At 65.0% G+C, this 20,005-nt stretch carries 19 protein-coding genes; 12 read left to right on the top strand and 7 right to left on the bottom strand.

All coding sequences use genetic code 11. The annotated features are described in order from the left end of the window. Nucleotides 1–28 precede the first annotated feature (28 nt). Nucleotides 29–1,792, top strand: a complete 1,764-nt coding sequence (gene lpdA / locus BSIN_RS14215; protein ID WP_089340985.1) for a dihydrolipoyl dehydrogenase — start codon at nucleotides 29–31, stop codon at nucleotides 1,790–1,792. Between the two features lie 194 nt (nucleotides 1,793–1,986). Here the strand turns inward: lpdA and BSIN_RS14210 are convergent, their stop codons facing one another. Continuing rightward, nucleotides 1,987–2,568 (bottom strand): phasin family protein, encoded by a 582-nt coding sequence (locus BSIN_RS14210; protein WP_059516865.1) that lies wholly within the window; start codon nucleotides 2,566–2,568, stop codon nucleotides 1,987–1,989. Between the two features lie 662 nt (nucleotides 2,569–3,230). Here BSIN_RS14210 and pbpG point away from each other — a divergent pair. After that, a complete protein-coding gene (pbpG, locus tag BSIN_RS14205; protein ID WP_143757447.1) occupies nucleotides 3,231–4,343 on the top strand; it encodes a D-alanyl-D-alanine endopeptidase in 1,113 nt (370 codons plus the stop codon). 127 nt (nucleotides 4,344–4,470) lie between these two features. Here pbpG and BSIN_RS14200 read toward each other — a convergent pair whose 3' ends face one another. Beyond that, nucleotides 4,471–5,283: an IclR family transcriptional regulator gene (locus tag BSIN_RS14200; RefSeq protein WP_059516518.1), complete on the bottom strand. Its 813-nt coding sequence runs from the start codon at nucleotides 5,281–5,283 to the stop codon at nucleotides 4,471–4,473. A gap of 396 nt (nucleotides 5,284–5,679) precedes the next feature. Between BSIN_RS14200 and BSIN_RS14195 the strand changes: the two genes are divergently transcribed. The 10 genes from BSIN_RS14195 (at nucleotide 5,680) to iscX (ending at nucleotide 12,727) form a co-directional block, all read left to right on the top strand. Then, nucleotides 5,680–5,889: a hypothetical protein gene (locus BSIN_RS14195; RefSeq protein ID WP_173678685.1), complete on the top strand. Its 210-nt coding sequence runs from the start codon at nucleotides 5,680–5,682 to the stop codon at nucleotides 5,887–5,889. A gap of 91 nt (nucleotides 5,890–5,980) precedes the next feature. Beyond that, on the top strand, nucleotides 5,981–6,469 hold the full coding sequence (locus BSIN_RS14190; protein ID WP_089340983.1) for a low molecular weight protein-tyrosine-phosphatase: 489 nt from the start codon (nucleotides 5,981–5,983) through the stop codon (nucleotides 6,467–6,469). 109 nt (nucleotides 6,470–6,578) lie between these two features. Beyond that, the gene (gene iscR / locus BSIN_RS14185) at nucleotides 6,579–7,118 is read left to right on the top strand and encodes a Fe-S cluster assembly transcriptional regulator IscR (RefSeq protein ID WP_059516526.1); all 540 of its coding nucleotides are present in this window, start codon (nucleotides 6,579–6,581) and stop codon (nucleotides 7,116–7,118) included. A gap of 78 nt (nucleotides 7,119–7,196) precedes the next feature. After that, nucleotides 7,197–8,420: an IscS subfamily cysteine desulfurase gene (locus tag BSIN_RS14180; RefSeq protein ID WP_059516528.1), complete on the top strand. Its 1,224-nt coding sequence runs from the start codon at nucleotides 7,197–7,199 to the stop codon at nucleotides 8,418–8,420. An 81-nt stretch (nucleotides 8,421–8,501) separates the two neighbouring features. Next, complete coding sequence (iscU, locus tag BSIN_RS14175) at nucleotides 8,502–8,912, top strand: Fe-S cluster assembly scaffold IscU (RefSeq protein WP_059516530.1); 411 nt, start codon at nucleotides 8,502–8,504, stop codon at nucleotides 8,910–8,912. A gap of 146 nt (nucleotides 8,913–9,058) precedes the next feature. Further along, on the top strand, nucleotides 9,059–9,382 hold the full coding sequence (iscA, locus tag BSIN_RS14170) for an iron-sulfur cluster assembly protein IscA (protein ID WP_059516532.1): 324 nt from the start codon (nucleotides 9,059–9,061) through the stop codon (nucleotides 9,380–9,382). A gap of 127 nt (nucleotides 9,383–9,509) precedes the next feature. Next, complete coding sequence (gene hscB / locus BSIN_RS14165; protein ID WP_089340982.1) at nucleotides 9,510–10,037, top strand: Fe-S protein assembly co-chaperone HscB; 528 nt, start codon at nucleotides 9,510–9,512, stop codon at nucleotides 10,035–10,037. Nucleotides 10,038–10,180: 143 nt separating this feature from the next. Next, a complete protein-coding gene (gene hscA, locus BSIN_RS14160) occupies nucleotides 10,181–12,046 on the top strand; it encodes a Fe-S protein assembly chaperone HscA (protein WP_089340981.1) in 1,866 nt (621 codons plus the stop codon). A 109-nt stretch (nucleotides 12,047–12,155) separates the two neighbouring features. Next, complete coding sequence (gene fdx / locus BSIN_RS14155; RefSeq protein WP_089340980.1) at nucleotides 12,156–12,497, top strand: ISC system 2Fe-2S type ferredoxin; 342 nt, start codon at nucleotides 12,156–12,158, stop codon at nucleotides 12,495–12,497. A 23-nt stretch (nucleotides 12,498–12,520) separates the two neighbouring features. Next, nucleotides 12,521–12,727 (top strand): Fe-S cluster assembly protein IscX, encoded by a 207-nt coding sequence (iscX, locus tag BSIN_RS14150; protein WP_059516539.1) that lies wholly within the window; start codon nucleotides 12,521–12,523, stop codon nucleotides 12,725–12,727. Between the two features lie 219 nt (nucleotides 12,728–12,946). On the opposite strand, the gene BSIN_RS14145 is transcribed toward iscX, so the two are convergent. The 5 genes from BSIN_RS14145 to BSIN_RS14125 form a co-directional block, all read right to left on the bottom strand. Then, a complete protein-coding gene (locus tag BSIN_RS14145; RefSeq protein ID WP_089340979.1) occupies nucleotides 12,947–13,681 on the bottom strand; it encodes a glycine zipper 2TM domain-containing protein in 735 nt (244 codons plus the stop codon). A gap of 488 nt (nucleotides 13,682–14,169) precedes the next feature. After that, nucleotides 14,170–15,696 carry a lysine--tRNA ligase gene (gene lysS, locus BSIN_RS14140; protein WP_069234139.1) on the bottom strand — a complete coding sequence of 509 codons (1,527 nt, stop codon included), beginning with the start codon at nucleotides 15,694–15,696 and terminating at the stop codon, nucleotides 14,170–14,172. 131 nt (nucleotides 15,697–15,827) lie between these two features. Further along, nucleotides 15,828–16,932 (bottom strand): peptide chain release factor 2 gene (prfB, locus tag BSIN_RS14135; RefSeq protein ID WP_096030771.1). Its coding sequence is split into 2 segments (ribosomal slippage): nucleotides 15,828–16,850 and nucleotides 16,852–16,932, totalling 1,104 coding nucleotides; the frame shifts between segments, so codons are not numbered across the junction. Between the two features lie 404 nt (nucleotides 16,933–17,336). Further along, nucleotides 17,337–19,031, bottom strand: coding sequence for a single-stranded-DNA-specific exonuclease RecJ (gene recJ / locus BSIN_RS14130; protein WP_089340978.1), 1,695 nt, complete (start codon nucleotides 19,029–19,031; stop codon nucleotides 17,337–17,339). A 12-nt stretch (nucleotides 19,032–19,043) separates the two neighbouring features. Beyond that, on the bottom strand, nucleotides 19,044–20,005 hold a 962-nt coding region (locus BSIN_RS14125), incomplete at its 5' end, for a regulator (protein ID WP_089340977.1).

The raw sequence follows: 20,005 nt of genomic DNA, 5'->3' as shown, positions 1-20,005 counted from the left end.
GGAAGCCCATACAAGTAGGGGACAGTTCATGAGTCTCATCGAAGTCAAGGTGCCGGACATCGGCGATTTCAGTGGCGTCGACGTCATCGAAGTGAATATCAAGCCCGGCGACGCGATCGAAAAAGAGCAGACGCTCATCACGCTCGAGTCCGATAAGGCGTCGATGGAAGTGCCAAGCGATGTGGCCGGCACGGTCAAGGAAATCAGGGTCAAGGCGGGCGATAAGGTGTCGCAGGGCACGGTGATCGCGCTCGTGGAGGCGGCCGAGGCCGCGCCGGCCGCGAAGGCGCCCGAAGCGGCGAAGCCCGCCGCTGCCGCGCAGCCCGCACCGGCCGCGCGCCCCGCCGCGGCGCCCGAAGCGGCCAGTTACGGCGGCGCCGCCGATATCGAGTGCGACATGCTCGTGCTCGGCGCGGGCCCCGGCGGCTATTCGGCCGCTTTCCGCGCGGCCGATCTCGGTATGAAGACGGTGCTCGTCGAGCGTTATTCGACGCTGGGCGGCGTGTGCTTGAACGTCGGCTGCATTCCGTCGAAGGCGCTGTTGCATACGGCGCTCGTCGTCGAGGAGGCCGCTGCGCTTGCCGATCACGGCATTGCGTTCGGCAAGCCGGAAGTCGATCTTGACAAGCTGCGCGGTTTCAAGGCGGGGGTCGTCAAGAAGTTGACGACGGGGCTGGCCGGCATGGCGAAGGCGCGCAAGGTCGAGGTGGTGACCGGCGTGGGCGCGTTCGTCGATCCGCATCATCTCGACGTGCAGACGCAAGGCGGCAAGAAGGTCGTCCGCTTCAAGCAGGCGATCATCGCGGCGGGCTCGCAGGCGGTGAAGCTGCCGTTCATGCCGGACGATCCGCGCGTCGTCGATTCGACGGGGGCGCTCGAACTGCGCCAGTTGCCCAAGCGGATGCTTGTGATCGGCGGCGGGATCATCGGTCTCGAGATGGCGACCGTCTATTCGACGCTCGGCGCGCAAATCGACGTCGTCGAGATGATGGACGGGCTGATGATGGGCGCGGACCGCGATCTCGTCAAAGTCTGGGAAAAATACAACGCGAAGCGTTTCGGCAACGTGATGCTGAAGACCAAGACGGTCGGCGCGCAAGCCAAGGAGGACGGCATCTACGTGCAGTTCGAGGGCGAGAAGGCGCCGCCGGACGCGCAGCGCTACGACCTCGTGCTCGTCGCCGTCGGCCGCAGTCCGAACGGCAAGAATATCGGCGCGCAGAATGCGGGCGTGGCCGTCACCGAGCGCGGCTTCATCGAGGTCGACAAGCAGATGCGCACGAACGTCCCGCATATTTTCGCGATCGGCGATATCGTCGGCCAGCCGATGCTCGCGCACAAGGCGGTGCACGAAGGCCATGTCGCAGCGGAGGCCGCGCACGGCGAGAAGGCGTATTTCGACGCGCTGCAGATTCCGTCCGTTGCGTATACCGATCCGGAAGTCGCGTGGGCCGGCAAGACCGAGGATCAGTGCAAGGCCGAAGGGATCAAGTACGGCAAGGCTGTATTCCCGTGGGCCGCCTCGGGCCGGGCGATCGCGAACGGCCGCGACGAGGGCTTCACGAAGCTGATCTTCGACGAGCAAACCCATCGGGTGATCGGCGGCGGGATCGTTGGCCTGAATGCGGGCGACTTGATCAGCGAAGTGTGCCTCGCGGTGGAGATGGGCGCGGATGCAGAGGATATCGGCAAGACGATCCATCCACATCCGACGCTCGGCGAATCGATCGGAATGGCTGCGGAATTGTATGAAGGCGTTTGCACCGACCTGCCGCCGCAGCGCAAAAAGTAAACGCCGCTAGGTGGCGTTACCGCGGCAGCAGGAGAAATGGCGCGTTTCGGCAACGGAACGCGCCATTTTTATGCGAGCCGGGCGGACCGGGCACGAGACGGCGCGCCGCGAGCGTCGCAGCCGTGCAATGAAAAAAGCCGCGCATATTCGCGCGGCTTTTCCCCATTCAAGCAGAAGACGTCAACCAGAGACGCTTACGCCGGCTTGTTCGTGGCGGTGGTGCTGCGGCGCGACGCGGCGGCAGCGTTGCTGGCGGCCTTGGTGGCGACAGCGGCGGCGGCGTTGAAGTTCGTTTCCGCGATTTCAACCGCTTGCTTTGCAGCCTTCTGCACCGTTTCGTAAGTGGTGTTCGCGGCGTTGATCGCGGATTTCAGCGCAGCGACGGCGGTTTCCGAGCCAGCAGGTGCGTTCTTCGCGACGTTGTCGACCAGCGCCTGGACCTTGCGGTTTTGCTCTTCGTATTGCGCTTCGGCGACCTTCGCGAACTCGGCTTGCGTGGCCGACGCGATTTCGTACAGATGGCGGCCATACGACAGCACCTTCTCGGCGATCGGTTGCGTCAGGCTGGCTTGCAGCGCGAGCAGCTCTTGCGCGTCCTTCACGGACAGCGCGCGTTGAACATTTTCCTGGCTTTCCGCGAGCGTCGACTTCACGACTTGGAGATTCAGCTCGATCAGCTTCTCGACACCTTCGAATGCCTTCGACGTCAGGCCGAAGAGATTTTCGATGTTGGCTTTCTGTGCGGCGGCGATTTGCTCGGGGGTCAGAAAAGACATTTTTATGCTCCTGAAGAAGGGGTAGTCGATCGTGGAGACAACAAGCACAACTTTGGTGAACGGATGCTCAAAGTAGCTTTGTGCATCGCAACAATGGAGGGTATTGTAGAGCGCCAAAATGGAAAGTCAAGTATTTTGTGCGTCGCACAAAATAGATAATATGTAGACAAAACAAAGAGTTGCACTGTTTGAATGGAATCGATTCCAATTGCTGCGCACCGTGATTCAATACGGGGCGCTGCAATCAGGCTGCACCGTTGCGGTACGCCAAGTAAACCAAACGACGACGCGGAACGTTTAATGGCTTAATTGGTCGAAGCGCTCATCGTTTTCTGCGCGGACGGCTTTTTGCACTCGCCGTCGCGCCTGCCGGCAGGCTGTTACATCTGTTTTGCCGGCAACATTCACGATTTTCCCGCCTCAAGTTTGCCGATCGCAGACCGATATGCCGAACGCCTACGGCAGCGCGCATAGCCGCCGCGGGCAGGGAGTGCCATGCGTGGGCCATCGTATTTTTCGATGAGACAATGCGGGCCGATTGGCTTGGTGTAATCAATTCTTACATTTTGGTTTAACGAAGATCGGTAAGTGCCTAATATTGCTTCTTTTTTGAGCTTTTAATACACTGGCGAAAATTCCCTCGCCGTTTTGTTCGGACCCTAATGAAAGCCCAATTGTTTGCCCCGCTCAGGATGATGCAGAGCGTCGCGCTCAGCACTGCCGTTTCGGTTGCCATCACGTTGATGGCGTCAGCGGCTGCTGTCGCTCCCGCGGACGCGTTTGCCGCGACAAAGACTTCACATAGCGCGAAAGGCAAGAAGAGCGTGGCGAAGAAGTCGCAGCGCGTTGCGTCGGCCGATACGGCGCGCGCGAGCGGCTCGCGCAAGCGGATGACGCTCGCGGCCGGCGGCCGTCACCACGGCGGCGTGCGCCGGGTTGCGTTCCAGCCGCGTCAGCCGTCGGTCGGCCAGGCGTTCGGCCTGCACGACACGCCGGACGCGCTTGCGCTGCGCTCGGGCGTCGCGTATGTCGTCGATCAGAATTCGTCCGAGCCGCTGTTCGATAAGAACTCGCATGCGGTCGTGCCGATCGCGTCGATCACCAAGCTGATGACCGCGATGGTCGTCCTCGATTCGAAATCGCCGCTGACTGATCAAGTCGAAGTGACCGACGAAGATCGCGATTACGAGAAAGGCACGGGCTCGCGCTTGTCGGTCGGCTCGGTGCTGTCGCGCGAGGACATGCTGCACATCGCGCTGATGGCCTCGGAGAACCGCGCGGCGGCCGCGCTGTCGCGTTACTATCCGGGCGGCCGTCCGGCGTTCATCGCGGCGATGAACGCGAAGGCGAAGGCGCTCGGAATGACCGATACGCACTTCGAGAATTCGACAGGCCTGTCGAGTGCGAATGTGTCGACCGCGCGCGATCTCGTGAAGATGGTGAATGCCGCTTACCAATATCCGTTGATCCGCAAGTTCTCGACGGATCGCAGCTATGAGGTGTACACGGGCAAGCGCACGATCGCGTACAACAGCACGAATGCGCTCGTGCGTAATGCGTCATGGGATATCGGGTTGCAGAAGACGGGTTTCATCAACGAAGCGGGCGAGTGCCTGGTGATGCAGACGACGATTCACGGCCGTCCGATCGTGATGGTGTTGCTCGATTCGTTCGGCAAATATTCGCGTTTTGCCGATGCGTCGCGCGTGCGCAATTGGCTCGACAACGGCGGCGGCGAGCGCCTCACCGCGGCGAACACGACGGCGGGCACCTGAGCCGGCGGCGCGTGATCGCTTGATGAAAAGCCCCGCGAATGCGGGGCTTTTGTTTGGGCCGGTGTCGCGTGCGGCCGCTCGCTGCAATTGGCGCCGCGTGCCCAGCTTTCGCTGCGGATCAGCTTGGTTAGGCTTGTTTTTGCGTGAGCGTATCCGCGTCCTTCAGCGCTTCGGGGTGGTATCCGAGCGATTCGGAAATCGTCAGCGCGGTGCGGCTGAGCTGGCCGAGCCACGCGTCCTGGAGCCGGTCGGCTGGAGCGGACAGCGATAGTCCCGCGACGAGCTTGCCGGTGTCATCGTAGATCCCGGCCGCGATGCAGCGCACGCCGAGTTCCAGTTCCTCGTTGTCGCGTGCGCACGCTTGCTGGCGCACGAGCGCGAGTTCACGCTCGAGTTTCGGCAGATCGGTAATGCTGTTTTGAGTATGGCCGGCGAGCCCCGTGCGCGTCGCATACGCGCGTACCCGCGAGGTCTCGTCGGCGGCGAGAAACAGCTTGCCGACCGACGTCAGGTGCAGCGGCGCGCGGCCGCCGATCGCGCGCACGACCTGCATGCCGGAGCGCTCCGAATACGCGCGCTCGATATAGACAATTTCGTCGCCTTGCCGGACTGACAGGTTGACCGTCTGCCCGGTCAACCGATGCAATTCGCGCATCGGCATCAGCGCCGCATCGCGCACCGACAGCCGGGCCTTGACGAGATTGCCGAGTTCGAGCAGCCGCATGCCGAGCCGGTACGTACCAGGGTCGGAACGATCGACGAGACGGCAGGTGACCATGTCGTTCAGGATTCGATGCGCGGTGGAAGGATGCAGCTCGGTGCGTTGCGCAAGCTCCTTCAGACTGACGGGATCGCTATGCGCGGCGAGCGCATCGAGGAGCCGCATCATTCGCTCGATCACCTGGATCGACGTTTTGGAGTCCGAGTTAGGGTTGCTCATCGTCGTGAATCGATTGCCGCATCAAGAATACAGGAATGCGACGATTGTATCTCGTATTGTGAAAAGAACGGAAGGCATTCGAGGAAGTCTTCGCCTGCGGCGGCGTATTGGTGCGCACACCGTTCGCGCGGTAGCAGCGCCGGCATGCGCGGAAAGCGCCGGGGCGCTGGCTGGGCATGGCGCGGGCGCGCGACGCGCGAAATTCCGGTGCGCTCGGATGCCTGCAGACCGCTCGTGACCGTGCTCGAGCGTGACTGTTCACCTGGCGACAACACTGCGTTCGCTATTCGCGGATTTATCTTGATAGAGACGATTTATAGAATGTCGACATGCCGACATTGGGCGACGCCCAATGCGCGAGTCGAGTGAGGTCGCATCATGAAAAAGACAATATCGATGTACTGGCCGCTTGCGATCGTTGTGCCGCTTGCCGCCGCCGCTTATCTGCATTTTTCCGACGCTGGATCGCCGCGCGCGGGCGCTGTCGTGCGCGATACGTCGGCCGAGCTTGCGCGCACCGTGTCGTATGGGTTCGTCGACGACGCGTCGCAGCCGCTTCCCGTCACGTCGCAAGGCGCGGCGCTCGCGGCGTCGAAGGCGCTGTGATGCGCGGGCCGTGGCAAGCGGGAATCGGCGGGCGTTTGTATAATGCCGCGTTCTCCATTCGAGCGGTGCGCCGCACAATTCCGGCTGCGTGATGAAAAGCGTCGCGATCTGTTTCGTTTGCCTCGGCAACATCTGCCGTTCGCCCACGGCCGAAGGGGTGATGCGGCATCAAATCGCGGCGGCGGGGCTCGATGGCGTGATCACCGTCGATTCGGCCGGCACCGGCGATTGGCATGTCGGTGAGCCTCCCGATGCGCGTGCGCAGCAGGCGGCAGGCTTGCGGGGCTACGATCTGTCGAAATTGCGTGCGCGGCAAATCGGTCCGGCCGATTTCGAGCGCTTCGATCTGGTGCTCGCGATGGATGCCGCGAATCTTGCCGAGCTGCAAAAGCGTTGCCCGCCACAGTATCGGGGCAAGGTTCGGCTGCTGATGGAATATGCGGGCGACGGGGCGCCACGCGAAATCGCCGACCCTTATTTCGGCGGCTCGCGGGGTTTCGAGCAGGTGCTCGATCAGTGCGAGGATGCGTGCCGCGGTCTGCTCGGCAGCCTGTGCGCCGGCGTGCCGCACCGGCATTGAAGCATTCTCGATGTTGCTTTCCACCCTTTTGGAGATAGGGATACTTGACTGATTTTGTCGAATATTTATACTTGACAAAAATCGTCAAGATTGCTGCCCATTCAATACCATGAGACTCACCACGAAAGGCCGTTTCGCCGTCACGGCGATGATCGACTTGGCGCTGCGCCAGGAGCATGGCCCGGTGACGCTTGCAGGCATTAGCCAGCGCCAGCGGATTTCACTCTCCTATCTTGAGCAATTGTTCGGCAAGCTGCGCCGGCATGAAATCGTCGAATCGGTCCGCGGGCCGGGCGGCGGTTACAACCTCGCGCGTCGCGCGCAGGACGTGACGGTGGCCGACATCATCATCGCGGTGGACGAGCCGCTCGATGCGACGCAATGCGGCGGCAAGGGCGCGTGCGACGGCACGAAGCAGCGCAATGGCCATTGCATGACGCACGAGCTTTGGTCGACGCTGAATCAGAAGATGGTCGAGTATCTCGATTCGGTATCGCTGCAGGATCTCGTCGATCAGCAGCGCGCGTGCGAAGGCTCGCCGGCGGTGCTGCGCGACAAGCGCAAGCCCGAGCCTTCCCCGGCGGGCGTCGAGCCGGTCCGCTCGATTCCGCTTGGCCCGAATTCGGTTTTCAACATTGCGAACTCATGATCGCAGCCGCCGCGCGCGACAGCCCGCGGCGAGCCCAACAAACAGTCCCGCACAGAACACGCATACCCGGAGCGACAGATGAATAACGAGATTCCCCACCTGCCCATCTATATGGACTACAGCGCGACGACGCCTGTCGATCCGCGCGTCGTCGACAAGATGGTGCCGTATCTGCGCGAACAGTTCGGCAACCCGGCGTCGCGCAGCCACGCATACGGCTGGGATGCCGAGCGCGCGGTCGAACAGGCGCGCGAGCAGGTGGCCGCGCTCGTCAACGCGGACCCGCGGGAGATCATCTGGACTTCCGGCGCGACCGAGTCCGACAATCTCGCGATCAAAGGCGCCGCGCATTTCTATCAAGGCAAGGGCAAGCACATCGTCACGGTGAAGACCGAGCACAAGGCGGTGCTCGACACGTGCCGTGAACTCGAGCGCGAAGGCTTCGAGGTGACCTACCTCGACGTGAAGGAAAACGGCCTGATCGATCTCGACGCATTCAAGGCCGCGCTGCGCCCGGATACGGTTCTCGTGTCGGTGATGTTCGTGAACAACGAGATCGGCGTGATCCAGGACATCGAGACGATCGGCGAAATCTGCCGCGAGAAGGGCATCGTGTTTCACGTCGACGCCGCGCAGGCGACGGGCAAGGTCGAGATCGACCTTGCCAAGCTGAAGGTCGACCTGATGTCGTTCTCCGCGCACAAGACTTACGGCCCCAAGGGTATCGGTGCGCTGTACGTGCGCCGCAAGCCGCGCGTGCGCATCGAAGCGCAGATGCACGGCGGCGGCCACGAACGCGGAATGCGCTCGGGCACGCTGCCGACGCACCAGATCGTCGGAATGGGCGAGGCGTTCCGGATCGCGCGCGAAGAGATGGCTACCGAGAACGAGCGGATTCGCGCGCTGCGCGACAAGCTGTTGCGCGGTCTCACGCAGATCGAGGAAACCTATGTGAACGGCGACCTCGAGCACCGGATCGCGCACAATCTGAACATCAGCTTCAATTTTGTCGAAGGCGAGTCGCTGATCATGGCGATCAAGGACGTCGCGGTATCGTCGGGCTCGGCGTGCACGTCGGCTTCGCTCGAGCCGTCCTACGTGCTGCGCGCGCTCGGCCGCAACGACGAACTCGCGCACAGCTCGATTCGCTTCACGGTCGGCCGCTTCACGACGGAGCAGGAAATCGACTACGTGATCGAACTGCTGAAGAGCAAGATTGCGAAGCTGCGTGATTTGTCGCCGCTTTGGGAAATGCATCAGGAAGGCATCGATCTGTCGACGATCGAATGGGCGGCGCACTGAGCACGGCGCGAGGTTGAGCGGTTTATCGCGGACGCTGAGCGAAAAGCGCGCCGCACGGACGAAATGCAAGGAGTTTGAGTCATGTCTTACAGCAACAAGGTTCTGGATCACTATGAAAATCCGCGTAACGTCGGCTCGTTCGCGAAGGACGACGATGCGGTGGGCACCGGCATGGTCGGCGCGCCCGCGTGCGGCGATGTGATGAAGCTGCAGATTCGCGTTGGCGCGGATGGCGTGATCGAGGATGCGAAGTTCAAGACGTATGGCTGCGGTTCGGCGATCGCGTCGAGTTCGCTCGTCACCGAATGGGTGAAGGGCAAGACCCTCGATGAGGCGCTCGCGATCAAGAACACGCAGATTGCCGAGGAACTGGCGCTGCCGCCCGTGAAGATCCATTGCTCGATTCTCGCCGAAGACGCGATCAAGGCGGCCGTTGCCGACTACAAGCAGCGTCATGCGGGCGCGGCGCAAGGCGACCAGGCCGCTGCGTGAGGCAAGGCTATGCGTTGCGGGCCGTGCGCGATGAGCCGGTGACGCAGACAGGCCGTGCGCGCTGACGGCACGGCGGGTTGGACGGACGATGTTTTGAGTTTGAACGCAATACGCGCGCGGCTCGGCTGTGCGCGGCGAAGGACATTATGGCAATCACACTGACCGAAAAAGCGGCGCAACACGTGCAGAAGTATTTGACGCGTCGCGGCAAGGGGCTGGGCCTGAGGCTCGGCGTGCGCACGACCGGCTGCTCGGGGCTTGCGTACAAGCTCGAATATGTCGATGAGCTTGCTACCGAGGATCAAGTGTTCGAGAGCCACGGCGTGAAAGTCTTCGTCGATCCGAAAAGCCTCGCGTATATCGACGGCACCGAATTGGACTTCGCGCGCGAAGGGTTGAACGAGGGATTCAAGTTCAACAACCCGAACGTGAAGGACGAATGCGGCTGCGGCGAATCGTTCCGCGTCTGACGGCGATTCCCATCCGGCGCGGCAACAGGCGGCGCGGGCCGCCTTTTTAATGGGCGGCGCAACGGCTCGCGACGGCGGGCGTTGGGCCGCGCGATCGACAACGAATCCGGCACGATTGCGACACGCGATGGTTTCGCTCAAAGACAGTCACTTCGATTTGTTTGGCCTGCCGGCGCAATTCGCGCTCGACGAGCAGGCGCTGGATGCGGCATATCGCACCGTGCAGTCGCAGGTGCATCCGGACCGCTTCGCGGCGGCGGGCGACGCGCAAAAACGCATCGCGATGCAATGGGCGGCGCGCGCGAACGAGGCATATCAGACGCTGCGCGATCCGCTCAAGCGTGCGGCGTATCTGCTTGCGCTGCGCGGCGTGGACGTCGGCGCCGAGAACAACACGGCGATGGAGCCGGCGTTCCTGATGCAGCAAATGGAGTGGCGCGAGCGCATCGAGGATGCGGCCGCCGCGTGCCATGTCGGCGAACTCGACGCGCTGCTTGCGGAACTGCGCGATGAGCGGCGCGCGCGGCTTGCGACACTCGCCGCGCTCGTCGACAGCGGCGCCGACCAGGGGGCAGCCGAGGCGGTGCGGCAATTGATGTTCGTCGAGCGTGTGACGATGGAGATCCGTGCGCAGATCGAGCGTCTCGAGCGCTGATGCACGGCTGCGATGCCCGGTTGCGCTCTCCAGTCGCAGTCGCCACAACGGCCGCGGATGCGCGGCCGCGATACTAACCGCGCGCGGCGCCCCGGCTTCACGCGCGCGATGCAACGAGGGCTACGCCCCTCATCGAACTGAAGATGGCCTTACTGCAAATTTCCGAACCCGGCATGGCGCCTGCGCCGCATCAGCGGCGGCTCGCCGTCGGCATCGACCTCGGCACGACTCATTCGCTCGTCGCCGCGGTGCGCAACAGTATTCCCGAGGTGTTGCCGGACGAAGCGGGCCGGGTGCTGCTACCGTCCGTCGTCCGCTATCTCGAGAACGGCGGCCGCCGGATCGGTCATGCGGCAAAAGCCGAGGCGGTGAGCGATCCGCGCAATACGATTGTGTCCGTCAAGCGTTTCATGGGCCGCGGCAAGGCGGAAGTCGAGGGCGCGGCGAATGCGCCTTACGAATTCGTCGACGCGCCGGGCATGGTGCAGATTCGCACGGTCGACGGCGTGAAGAGCCCGGTCGAAGTGTCGGCCGAGATTCTCGCGACGCTGCGCCAGCGCGCGGAGGATACGCTCGGCGACGAACTAGTCGGCGCGGTGATCACCGTGCCCGCGTACTTCGACGACGCACAGCGCCAGGCGACCAAGGATGCGGCGCGGCTCGCGGGGCTAAATGTGCTGCGCCTGCTGAACGAGCCGACCGCGGCGGCGATCGCTTACGGGCTCGACAACGGCGCGCAGGGGCTTTACGCGGTCTACGATCTGGGCGGCGGCACGTTCGATCTGTCGATTCTGAGACTCACGAAGGGCGTGTTCGAAGTGCTGGCCGCGGGCGGCGATTCGGCGCTCGGCGGCGACGATTTCGACCACGCGCTGTTCGATCACGTGCTCGCGCGCGCGAATATCGATGCGAAGACGCTCGCGCCCGAAGACGTGCGCCAGCTGCTCGACCGCGTGCGCATTGCGAAGGAGGCGCTGTCGGATGCGCCGGACGTGAAATTGGACGTGACGCTGTCGACGGGCGCGCTCTCGCAAACGATCTCGCGCGAGACGTTCGCGACCGTCGCCGAGCCGCTCGTGCAGCGTACACTCGGGCCGACCCGCAAGGCGCTGCGCGACGCGCAGGTCACGGTGGCCGACATCAAGGGCGTCGTGCTCGTCGGAGGGGCGACGCGCATGCCGGTGATTCGGCAGGCGGTGACGGAATTCTTCGGCCAGCCGCCGCTCGTCAATCTCGATCCGGACCAGGTGGTCGCGCTCGGTGCGGCGATTCAAGCCGACCTGCTCGCCGGCAACCGCGGCGGCGGCGACGATTGGCTGCTGCTCGACGTGATTCCGCTGTCGCTCGGTGTCGAGACGATGGGCGGTCTCGTCGAGAAGATCGTTCCGCGCAATTCGACGATTCCCGTCGCGCGCGCGCAGGATTTCACGACGTTCAAGGACGGCCAGACCGCGATGGCGATTCACGTCGTGCAGGGCGAGCGCGAGCTGGTGTCCGATTGCCGGTCGCTCGCGCGTTTCGAGTTGCGCGGCATTCCGCCTATGGCGGCGGGGGCTGCGCGCATTCGCGTCACCTATCAGGTCGACGCGGACGGCCTTTTGTCGGTGTTTGCGCGCGAGCAGGGCTCGGGCGTCGAGGCGTCGGTGGTCGTGAAACCGTCATATGGTCTGGCTGACAGCGACATCGCACGGATGCTCGAGGACAGCTTCGGTGCGGCCGAAGCCGACATGCGCGCACGCGCGCTGCGCGAAGCGCAGGTCGAGGCGCAGCGCCTCGTCGACGCGACGCAGGCCGCGCTCGACGCCGACGGCGATTTGCTCGATGCGGGCGAGCGCGCGGCGATCGACGGCCTTGTCGCGTCGCTGCGCGCGCTTGCGACGGGCGACGACACGGACGCGATTGACGCGGCGACGAAGGCGCTCGCCGCAGGCACCGACGAGTTCGCCGCACGTCGGATGAACAAGAGCATCAAGCGGGCGCTTGCCGGCCGCAAGCTCGACGAGATTTGATATACGCTGCGCCGGGCGGCCGGGTTGACGCCGGGCCGCGCGGCGCGACGACGAACCCGCGCGGCTGCGCGCCGAACCGGCCGCGCCCAGCGCAACGAACGGAACCAACATGCCTCAACTCGTAGTACTGCCGCACGTCGAACTGTGCCCGGACGGCGCGGTGATCGACGCCGTGCCCGGCAAGAGCATCTGCGACAATCTGCTCGACAATGGCGTCGAGATCGAGCATGCGTGTGAGAAATCGTGCGCATGCACGACCTGCCACGTGATTATCCGCGAGGGCTTCAACGAACTCGAGCCGTCCGACGAGGACGAGGACGACCTGCTCGATAAGGCGTGGGGGCTCGAGCCTACGTCGCGCTTGTCGTGCCAGGTGATCGTGAAGGACGATGTGGATCTGGTGGTCGAGATTCCGAAGTACTCGATCAATCACGCGAAAGAGAACCACTGACTGACGCGCAAGGAGAGACGGCGATGAAATGGACCGATTCGCGCGAGATCGCGATTGCGCTGGCAGAACGGCATCCGGACGTCGATCCGAAGACTGTTCGCTTTACCGAACTGCGCGAGTGGGTGCTCGCGCTCGACGGCTTCGATGACGATCCGAATCGCTCTGGCGAGAAAATTCTCGAAGCGATCCAGACGTATTGGATCGACGAATCGGATTTCGACGACGATTGATGCGTTGATGTATTGATGCGCTGTCGAGCGGATGTTTGCGTGCATGCGTTCGCGTATGTGGGCGGGCGCCTGCAACGTTTGAGCGGACGGTTCGGGCGCACGCGCGAACGGATGTAAAGAAAAATGGCTCGTGAGGCGATCGCTTCACGAGCCATTTTTCATACCGGCACCCTCTGCGGCGGGGCGGCTTCGCCGCCGCGCGCCCGCGCGGTGCGCCGATCAGGCGCCGACCAGCGTGCCGTTCTCGACCCGCACGCGCTGCCCCTGCCCGAACGGCGGTGGGTTGCGGTACGTAAAGGTGCGCGTCGAACCGTCTTGCATCTGCACTTGCACCTGATAGTCGGTTTCGCTGCGAACCTGTTTTTCGATTGCGTTGCCGGCGAGCCCGCCGCCGAGTGCGCCGAGGATCGTCATTGCCGCGCGGCCGTTTCCGTGGCCGAACTGGTTGCCGGCAAAGCCGCCCGCTGCCGCACCGCCGATCGCGCCGAGCCCCGAACTGGTGCCGGCACTGCGCACCGGCACGATGGCGGCGACGGTGCCGCAGCTCGCGCAGTAAGACGCTTGCGACGGTTGCGGCGAATACGGCTGCTGCGCATATTGCGGCTGCGGTGTTGCGGCCGTGTGGTGTTTGCGCGGCGTGTGGCGCGCCGGCTGTTGAGGCGCGGCCTGCGCGACAGTCTGGCGTTGTTGCGCGGCTTGCTGCGCGGCCTGTTGCTGCGCTTGAGCGGCGAGCGCGGCGCTCGCGGCGGCGGCCGTATCGACGGCCGGTTGCGACGCGATCAGCGCGGCCTGCGTTTGCGGATTCTGCTCGGCGGTGCTGCTCGCTTTCGGGAACAGGCCCGTGACGGCGGCCGTTGCCGCGAGGCTGGCGATGATGACTGCGCCGGCGGCGGTAGCGACGAGCGGATGGAGGCGCTGACGTTGCTGCGTAGTAGCGGTGTTTTGATTGTCCATTTTCGACTCTCCTGACGCGCACGGACGTGCGTTATTTTCTGCAGTCAAGTGTCGATCATCCGCTATGGGTGCGCCGTTTCAAGTTGTAACGATTCGCTGTGGAAACTTCGGTGTCAAACACCGTCAAATGCGCGCACGGGCCGCTGCGGCAATGGCGGCGCGCTGAAAGGGACGGAGCGCAAGACGCGTGCGGCGGCCATGCTTTAACCAGTGGTTACAAAGCACGCGATCAGGCGGGCGATGGATTGGGCGCTTTTGGGGGATTCGAGCGCCGCCGAGGCGCTTACGGTGAGGTTCTGCCCATGCGGAAGGCCGGGGCGCGGCTTTGCGCCACGAGATGGCGGTGCAGCGAAAAGCAGCGGAGATGAAGCGAAAAGCGGCTGCGCCAGGCGGCCGAATCGCCGGTGTCGAGCGGGCGGGCCGCCCGGCCGGACGATCATGCAACTGAACGATCGTCCGGCCGGGCGCCGCGCTGCACACCGCCGCCGTCAGTCCTCGCGGCGCAGATGCGGGAACAGCAGCACGTCGCGGATCGTCGGGCTATCGGTGAGCAGCATCACGAGGCGGTCGATGCCGATGCCGCAGCCACCGGTCGGCGGCATGCCGTATTCGAGCGCGCGGATATAGTCGGCGTCGAAATACATCGCTTCTTCGTCGCCCGCGTCCTTTTGCTCGACCTGCTTCTTGAAGCGGGCCGCTTGATCTTCCGGGTCGTTGAGTTCGGAGAAGCCGTTCGCGATCTCGCGGCCGGTGACGAACAGCTCGAAGCGCTCGGTGATGCCGGGCACCGTGTCCGAGGCGCGCGCGAGCGGCGACACCTCGACCGGGTAGTCGATGATGTAGGTCGGCTCCCAGAGCTGCGACTCGGCGGTTTCCTCGAACAGCGCAAGCTGCAGCGCGCCGATGCCCGCGTTCAGAAACGCCGGCTGCGACGCGTCCACGCCGAGCCGCTTGAGTTCGGTGCGCAGATAGTCGGAATCGGCAAGCTGAGCGTCGGTGTAGGACGGGGCGTACTTCTGGATCGCCTGCGTGATCGTGAGCCGGTGGAACGGCTTCGACAGATCGAGTTCGCGGCCTTGATACTGGAACGTCGCGGTGCCGAGCGCGTCGATCGCCGTCTGGCGGATCAGCTGCTCGGTGAAATCCATCAGCCAACGATAATCGGTGTACGCGGCGTAGAACTCCATCATCGTGAATTCCGGGTTGTGGCGCGGCGACACGCCCTCGTTGCGGAAATTCCGGTTGATCTCGAATACGCGCTCGAAGCCGCCGACGATCAGGCGCTTCAGATACAGTTCCGGCGCGATGCGCAGGAACATCTGCATGTCGAGCGCGTTGTGATGCGTGACGAACGGCTTGGCCGCCGCGCCGCCCGGAATCGGATGCAGCATCGGCGTTTCGACTTCCATGAACTCGGCGTCGCTCATGAACTTGCGGATCGACGCGATCGCCTTCGTGCGCGCGCGGAACGTCGCGCGCGTCTGCGGCGTGACGATCAGATCGACGTAGCGCTGGCGGTAACGCATTTCCTGGTCCGCGAGGCCGTGGAACTTGTCGGGCAGCGGGCGCAGCGCCTTCGACAACAACCGCAGCGCCGTACACTTCACCGAAAGCTCGCCCTTGTTCGTGCGGAACAGCACGCCGCGCGCGGCGACGATGTCGCCCAGATCCCACTTCTTGAATGCTTCGTAAGTGTCGGCGCCGACGTCGGCGGGCGTCACGAAGAACTGGATCTGGCCCGAGCCGTCCTGCACGGTCGCGAAGCTCGCCTTGCCCATCACGCGCTTCAACATCATCCGGCCGGCGATCGCGACTTCGAGGGACTTCGCTTCGAGCGCTTCCTTGTCGGCATCGGCGTGTTCGGCTTGCAGATCAGCTGCGTGGTGGGTTGGCCGGAAGTCGTTCGGGTACGCGACGCCTTGCTCGCGCAGCGCACGCAGCTTGTCGCGGCGCTCCGCGATGATCAGGTTTTCGTCCGCCGCGACTGCGGCCTGCGGTTGGGTCGGTTCGGTCATGATGGTCGGTTCGGTGGTGATGCGTGAGCGGGGCGGTGCGGGCGGTGCACGAGGCGGCCCGCCGGGGCGGGCGCCTCTTCGTCGCGCGGGCGCGGATCGCGGCCGTTCGGGCCGCGCCCGCGCGCGGGCGCTTACACGCCCTGTTTGAGACTTGCGCTGATGAAGTCGTCGAGATCGCCGTCGAGCACGGCCTTCGTGTTGCTCATTTCGACGTTCGTGCGCAGATCCTTCACGCGGCTCTGGTCGAGCACGTAAGAGCGGATCTGGTGACCCCAGCCCACGTCGGTCTTGCTCGATTCGAGCTTGTCCTGCTCGGCCTGGCGCTTGCGCAGCTCGGCCTCGTAAAGGCGCGACTTCAGCATCGCCATCGCCTCCGCGCGGTTGCGGTGCTGCGAGCGGTCGTTCTGGCACTGGACGACGATGCCCGTCGGCATATGCGTGATGCGCACGGCCGAATCGGTCTTGTTGATGTGCTGGCCGCCCGCGCCGGACGCGCGATAGGTGTCGATGCGCAGATCGGCCGGGTTGATTTCGACTTCGATCGAATCGTCGATTTCCGGATAGACGAACACCGACGAGAACGACGTATGGCGGCCGCCCGACGAATCGAACGGCGATTTGCGCACGAGCCGGTGAATGCCGGTTTCGGTGCGCAGATAGCCGTATGCGTATTCGCCCGTGACCTTGATCGTCGCGTTCTTGATGCCGGCGACGTCGCCGTCGGACTCTTCGAGCACCTCGGCCTTGAAGCCCTTGCGCTCGCAGTAGCGCAGATACTGGCGCAGCAGCATCGACGCCCAGTCGCACGCCTCGGTGCCGCCCGCGCCCGCCTGGATGTCGATGAAGCAGTTGTTCGGATCGGCCGGGTTCGAGAACATCCGGCGGAATTCGATGTCGGCCACGCGCGCCTCGAGCTGCGCGGCGTCGCCTTCGGTCGCGACGAGCGTGTCTTCGTCGCCTTCGTCGCGCGCGAGGTCGAACAGATCCTGCGTGTCGCGCAGGTCGTTATCGAGTTGCGTGAGCGTCGTCACGACGCCTTCAAGCAGCTTTTTTTCCCGGCCGAGCGCCTGGGCGTTCTTCGAATCGTTCCAGACGTTCGGGTCTTCGAGGGCCTTGTTGACTTCGGCTAGACGTTGCGATTTGACGTCGTAGTCAAAGATACCCCCGTAGCTCGCCCGCGCGCCGGCGCAGGTCCGCAAGGGAGCTTTCGATCGCGTTCAGACGTTCCGCTTCCATGATCTCGTTCGCTCGTGATGCTTCGTGAAAAGGGGAAATTATAGCCGATGGCGGTGCGCGGCCGGCCGGGTGGTCAGGCTCGCCGGCGCTATACGCGGGCACTCAGGCGCGTAGCCGGATTCGCGCGCGCCCGATGCCGGTGACGGTGGTTGCCGCTGCCCGTTGCTCGGCGCGGTCGGGCGCACGGCGGCGCGGCGCGATGCGGGTTCGTGCGGGCGGGTTCAGGCCGGCTCGGATCGATTCGGACAGATTTGGGTTGAATCAGGCGGATTCGGGCCGCATGGGTGTTTGGGGACATGGCTTGCGATGCCCCCGCCCGGCGCGATGACGCAGGCCACCCGGCCGGTCGCGGCGCTCGACCAGGCCTGTGGCCCGTTCCAACGGGCCAGGCGCTCGCCGCCGTTTTACGCCGCGTGCTCGACGATCAGTTGCACGCGCGTCATGCCGTTCCACGTATCGCTCGCGAGCCGGTATGCGAGCGTCGCGCGCGCGGGCAGCGGCTCGGTGCGGTTGAACCAGATGGCGTTGAAGCGTTGCCGGCCGCGCGTCAACTGCAGCTTCAGATGCTTGTCCTTGACGAGTGCCTGCGAGGCGACGCCGAATTCGCCCGAGAACAGCGGCGCAGGGAATCCCTGGCCCCAGACGGCCGAGTCGAGCAGCTCGACGAGTTGCGGCGTGAAATAGGCTTCGTCGAGTTCGCCGTCGGTTTCGATCACGCGCGCGAGCGCGTCGTCAGTGAGCGATTCGCGCGCGACCGATTCGAACGCGGCGGCAAAGCGTGGCACGTTTTCGGTGTCGAGCGTGACGCCTGCGGCCATCGCATGGCCGCCGAACGTGACGATGAGGCCCGGCTCGCGCTTCGAGATCAGGTCGAGCGCGTCGCGCAGATGGAAGCCTGCGATCGAGCGGCCCGAACCCTTGACGCGCGCGCCGCTGTCGTCGGCGTGCGCGAACGTGAACGCCGGCCGGTGAAAACGCTCCTTCAGCCGTCCGGCGACGATTCCGATCACCCCCTGGTGCCAGGCCGGATTGAACAGCGTGATCGTCGCGGCTTCGGCGGGGTCGACCGACGACAGATCGGCGAGCGCCTGCTGTTGCATGCCCGCCTCGATCTCGCGGCGCTCGCGATTCATCGCGTCGAGCTGCTGCGCGAGTTCCCATGCGCGGCCGGCGTCGTCGGTCGTCAGGCATTCGATGCCGAGCGACATGTCCGACAGCCTGCCCGCCGCGTTCAGCCGCGGGCCCAGGCCGAAGCCGAGATCGAAGCCGCAGGCGCGGCGCGCGTCGCGCGCGGCCGCGCGAAACAGCGCGGCGACGCCCGGTTGCATCCGGCCGCTGCGGATGCGCGCGAGCCCCTGTGCGACCAGCACGCGGTTGTTCGCATCGAGCCGAACGACGTCGGCGACCGTGCCGAGCGCGACCAGGTCGAGCAAGCCGTCGAGCCGCGGCTCGGCGCGCGCGTCGCCGAATGCGCCGCGCGTGCGCAGCTCGGCGCGCAGCGCGAGCAGCACGTAGAACATCACGCCGACGCCGGCGATGTGCTTGCTCGGAAACGCGCAGCCCGGCTGGTTCGGATTGACGATCGCGCGCGCGGCGGGCAGGGTGTCGCCGGGCAGGTGATGGTCGGTGACGAGCACGTCGATGCCGCGCGCGTTCGCGGCCGCGACGCCGTCGACGCTCGCGATGCCGTTGTCGACCGTGATCAGCAGATCGGGCCGGCGTTCGGCGGCGAGCGCGACGATTTCCGGCGTGAGGCCGTAGCCGTATTCGAAGCGGTTCGGCACCAGATAATCGATCTGTGCGCCGAACATGCGCAGGCCGCGCACGGCGAGCGCGCAGGCGGTCGCGCCGTCGCAGTCGTAGTCGGCGACGACGAGCATCCGGCGGCCGGCCGCGAGCGCGTCGGCAAGAAGCGCGGCCGCGTCCGCGCAGCCTTTCAGTTGCGTCGGCGGCAGCAGGCGCGTGAGCGCGGTTTCGACGTCGGCGGGCGACGCGATCCCGCGCGCGGCGTACAGGCGCGCCAGCACAGGGTGCAGGCCGTGGCGGGTGAGTGCGTCGAGCGCGGCGGGAGTACAGGAGCGGGTGACGATGCGGGTCATGCGGGAAATCGGTTATGCGATCGGTGTTTCGACCGGTGTTTCGAACAGGGAGGCGAACGTGCGCCGGCGCCAGAACTTGCGCAGCTCGCCGCGCGTGACGGCGAGCGTGACGGTGCTGGTATCGCCGCAGAGCGTGAGCGCGAGTTCATCGAGCCGGCCGTCGCCGAGCGCGGCGAGCGCGGGTGCGAACCAGTCGCGTTCGAGCGTGCCCAGCGCGTCATGCCAGCGCGCCCAGTCCTGTTCGATGAACGGCGCGCTCAGCGCGTCGAGTTCGACGAGCGTTGCCGCGCCAGGCTGGGCGGCGCCGGCAGGCGGCAGCGCGTCGAACGACGCGGGCGGCGCATCCGTTGCCGCGCGCGCCGCGAGCGCGAGCCCGCGCGCGCCCGGCGAGTGCGACAGCACGCGCGCGAACGGGTTCGTCACGGGCTTCATCGCCCCTTGCGCATGGAACCAGATCGAATTGACGGCCGGATAGCCGCGCGCTTCGCGCGCTTCGTTGACGGGATGGCCGAACCACGCCATCTGCACTTCGTTCTGCAGTTTCATCCACGCGCGCGAGCGTTCGCCCGTCTGCGTCTCGTGCGGCAGCCAGATTTCGATGTTGCGTCCGCTCGCGCGCAGCGGCGCGGCGCCCGCGAGGCTCGCGAACTGCGGGCTCGACAAGTACCAGCGCGCCGGCCGCGGCGCCTGCAGCTTGACGCCCAGCTCCTCGATCAGCGGGCGGGCGGTGGCGAGAAGCGCGGCCGCTTCGTCGTCGCGGATGTCGAGCGACGACGGATCGATCAGCACCAGATGGTCGGTGGCGATCCGTACATGAACGGGCTCGACGCAGGCCCATGTATGGTTGCCCGGCTCGCCGCCGTCGGCGGCGAGCATGTAGGGCGCGAGCGGCGCGTCGTCGGTGCCGGCATCGGTTGCGCCGAAGCGGCACGCAAGCCAGTGCTCGTGCGGCAGCGTGCGCTGGAACGCCTCGC

Source organism: Burkholderia singularis (assembly GCF_900176645.1).
Classification (GTDB): domain Bacteria; phylum Pseudomonadota; class Gammaproteobacteria; order Burkholderiales; family Burkholderiaceae; genus Burkholderia; species Burkholderia singularis.
The sequence above is the reverse complement of the archived record's forward strand: the minus strand, read 5'-3'. Positions and strand labels throughout refer to the sequence as shown.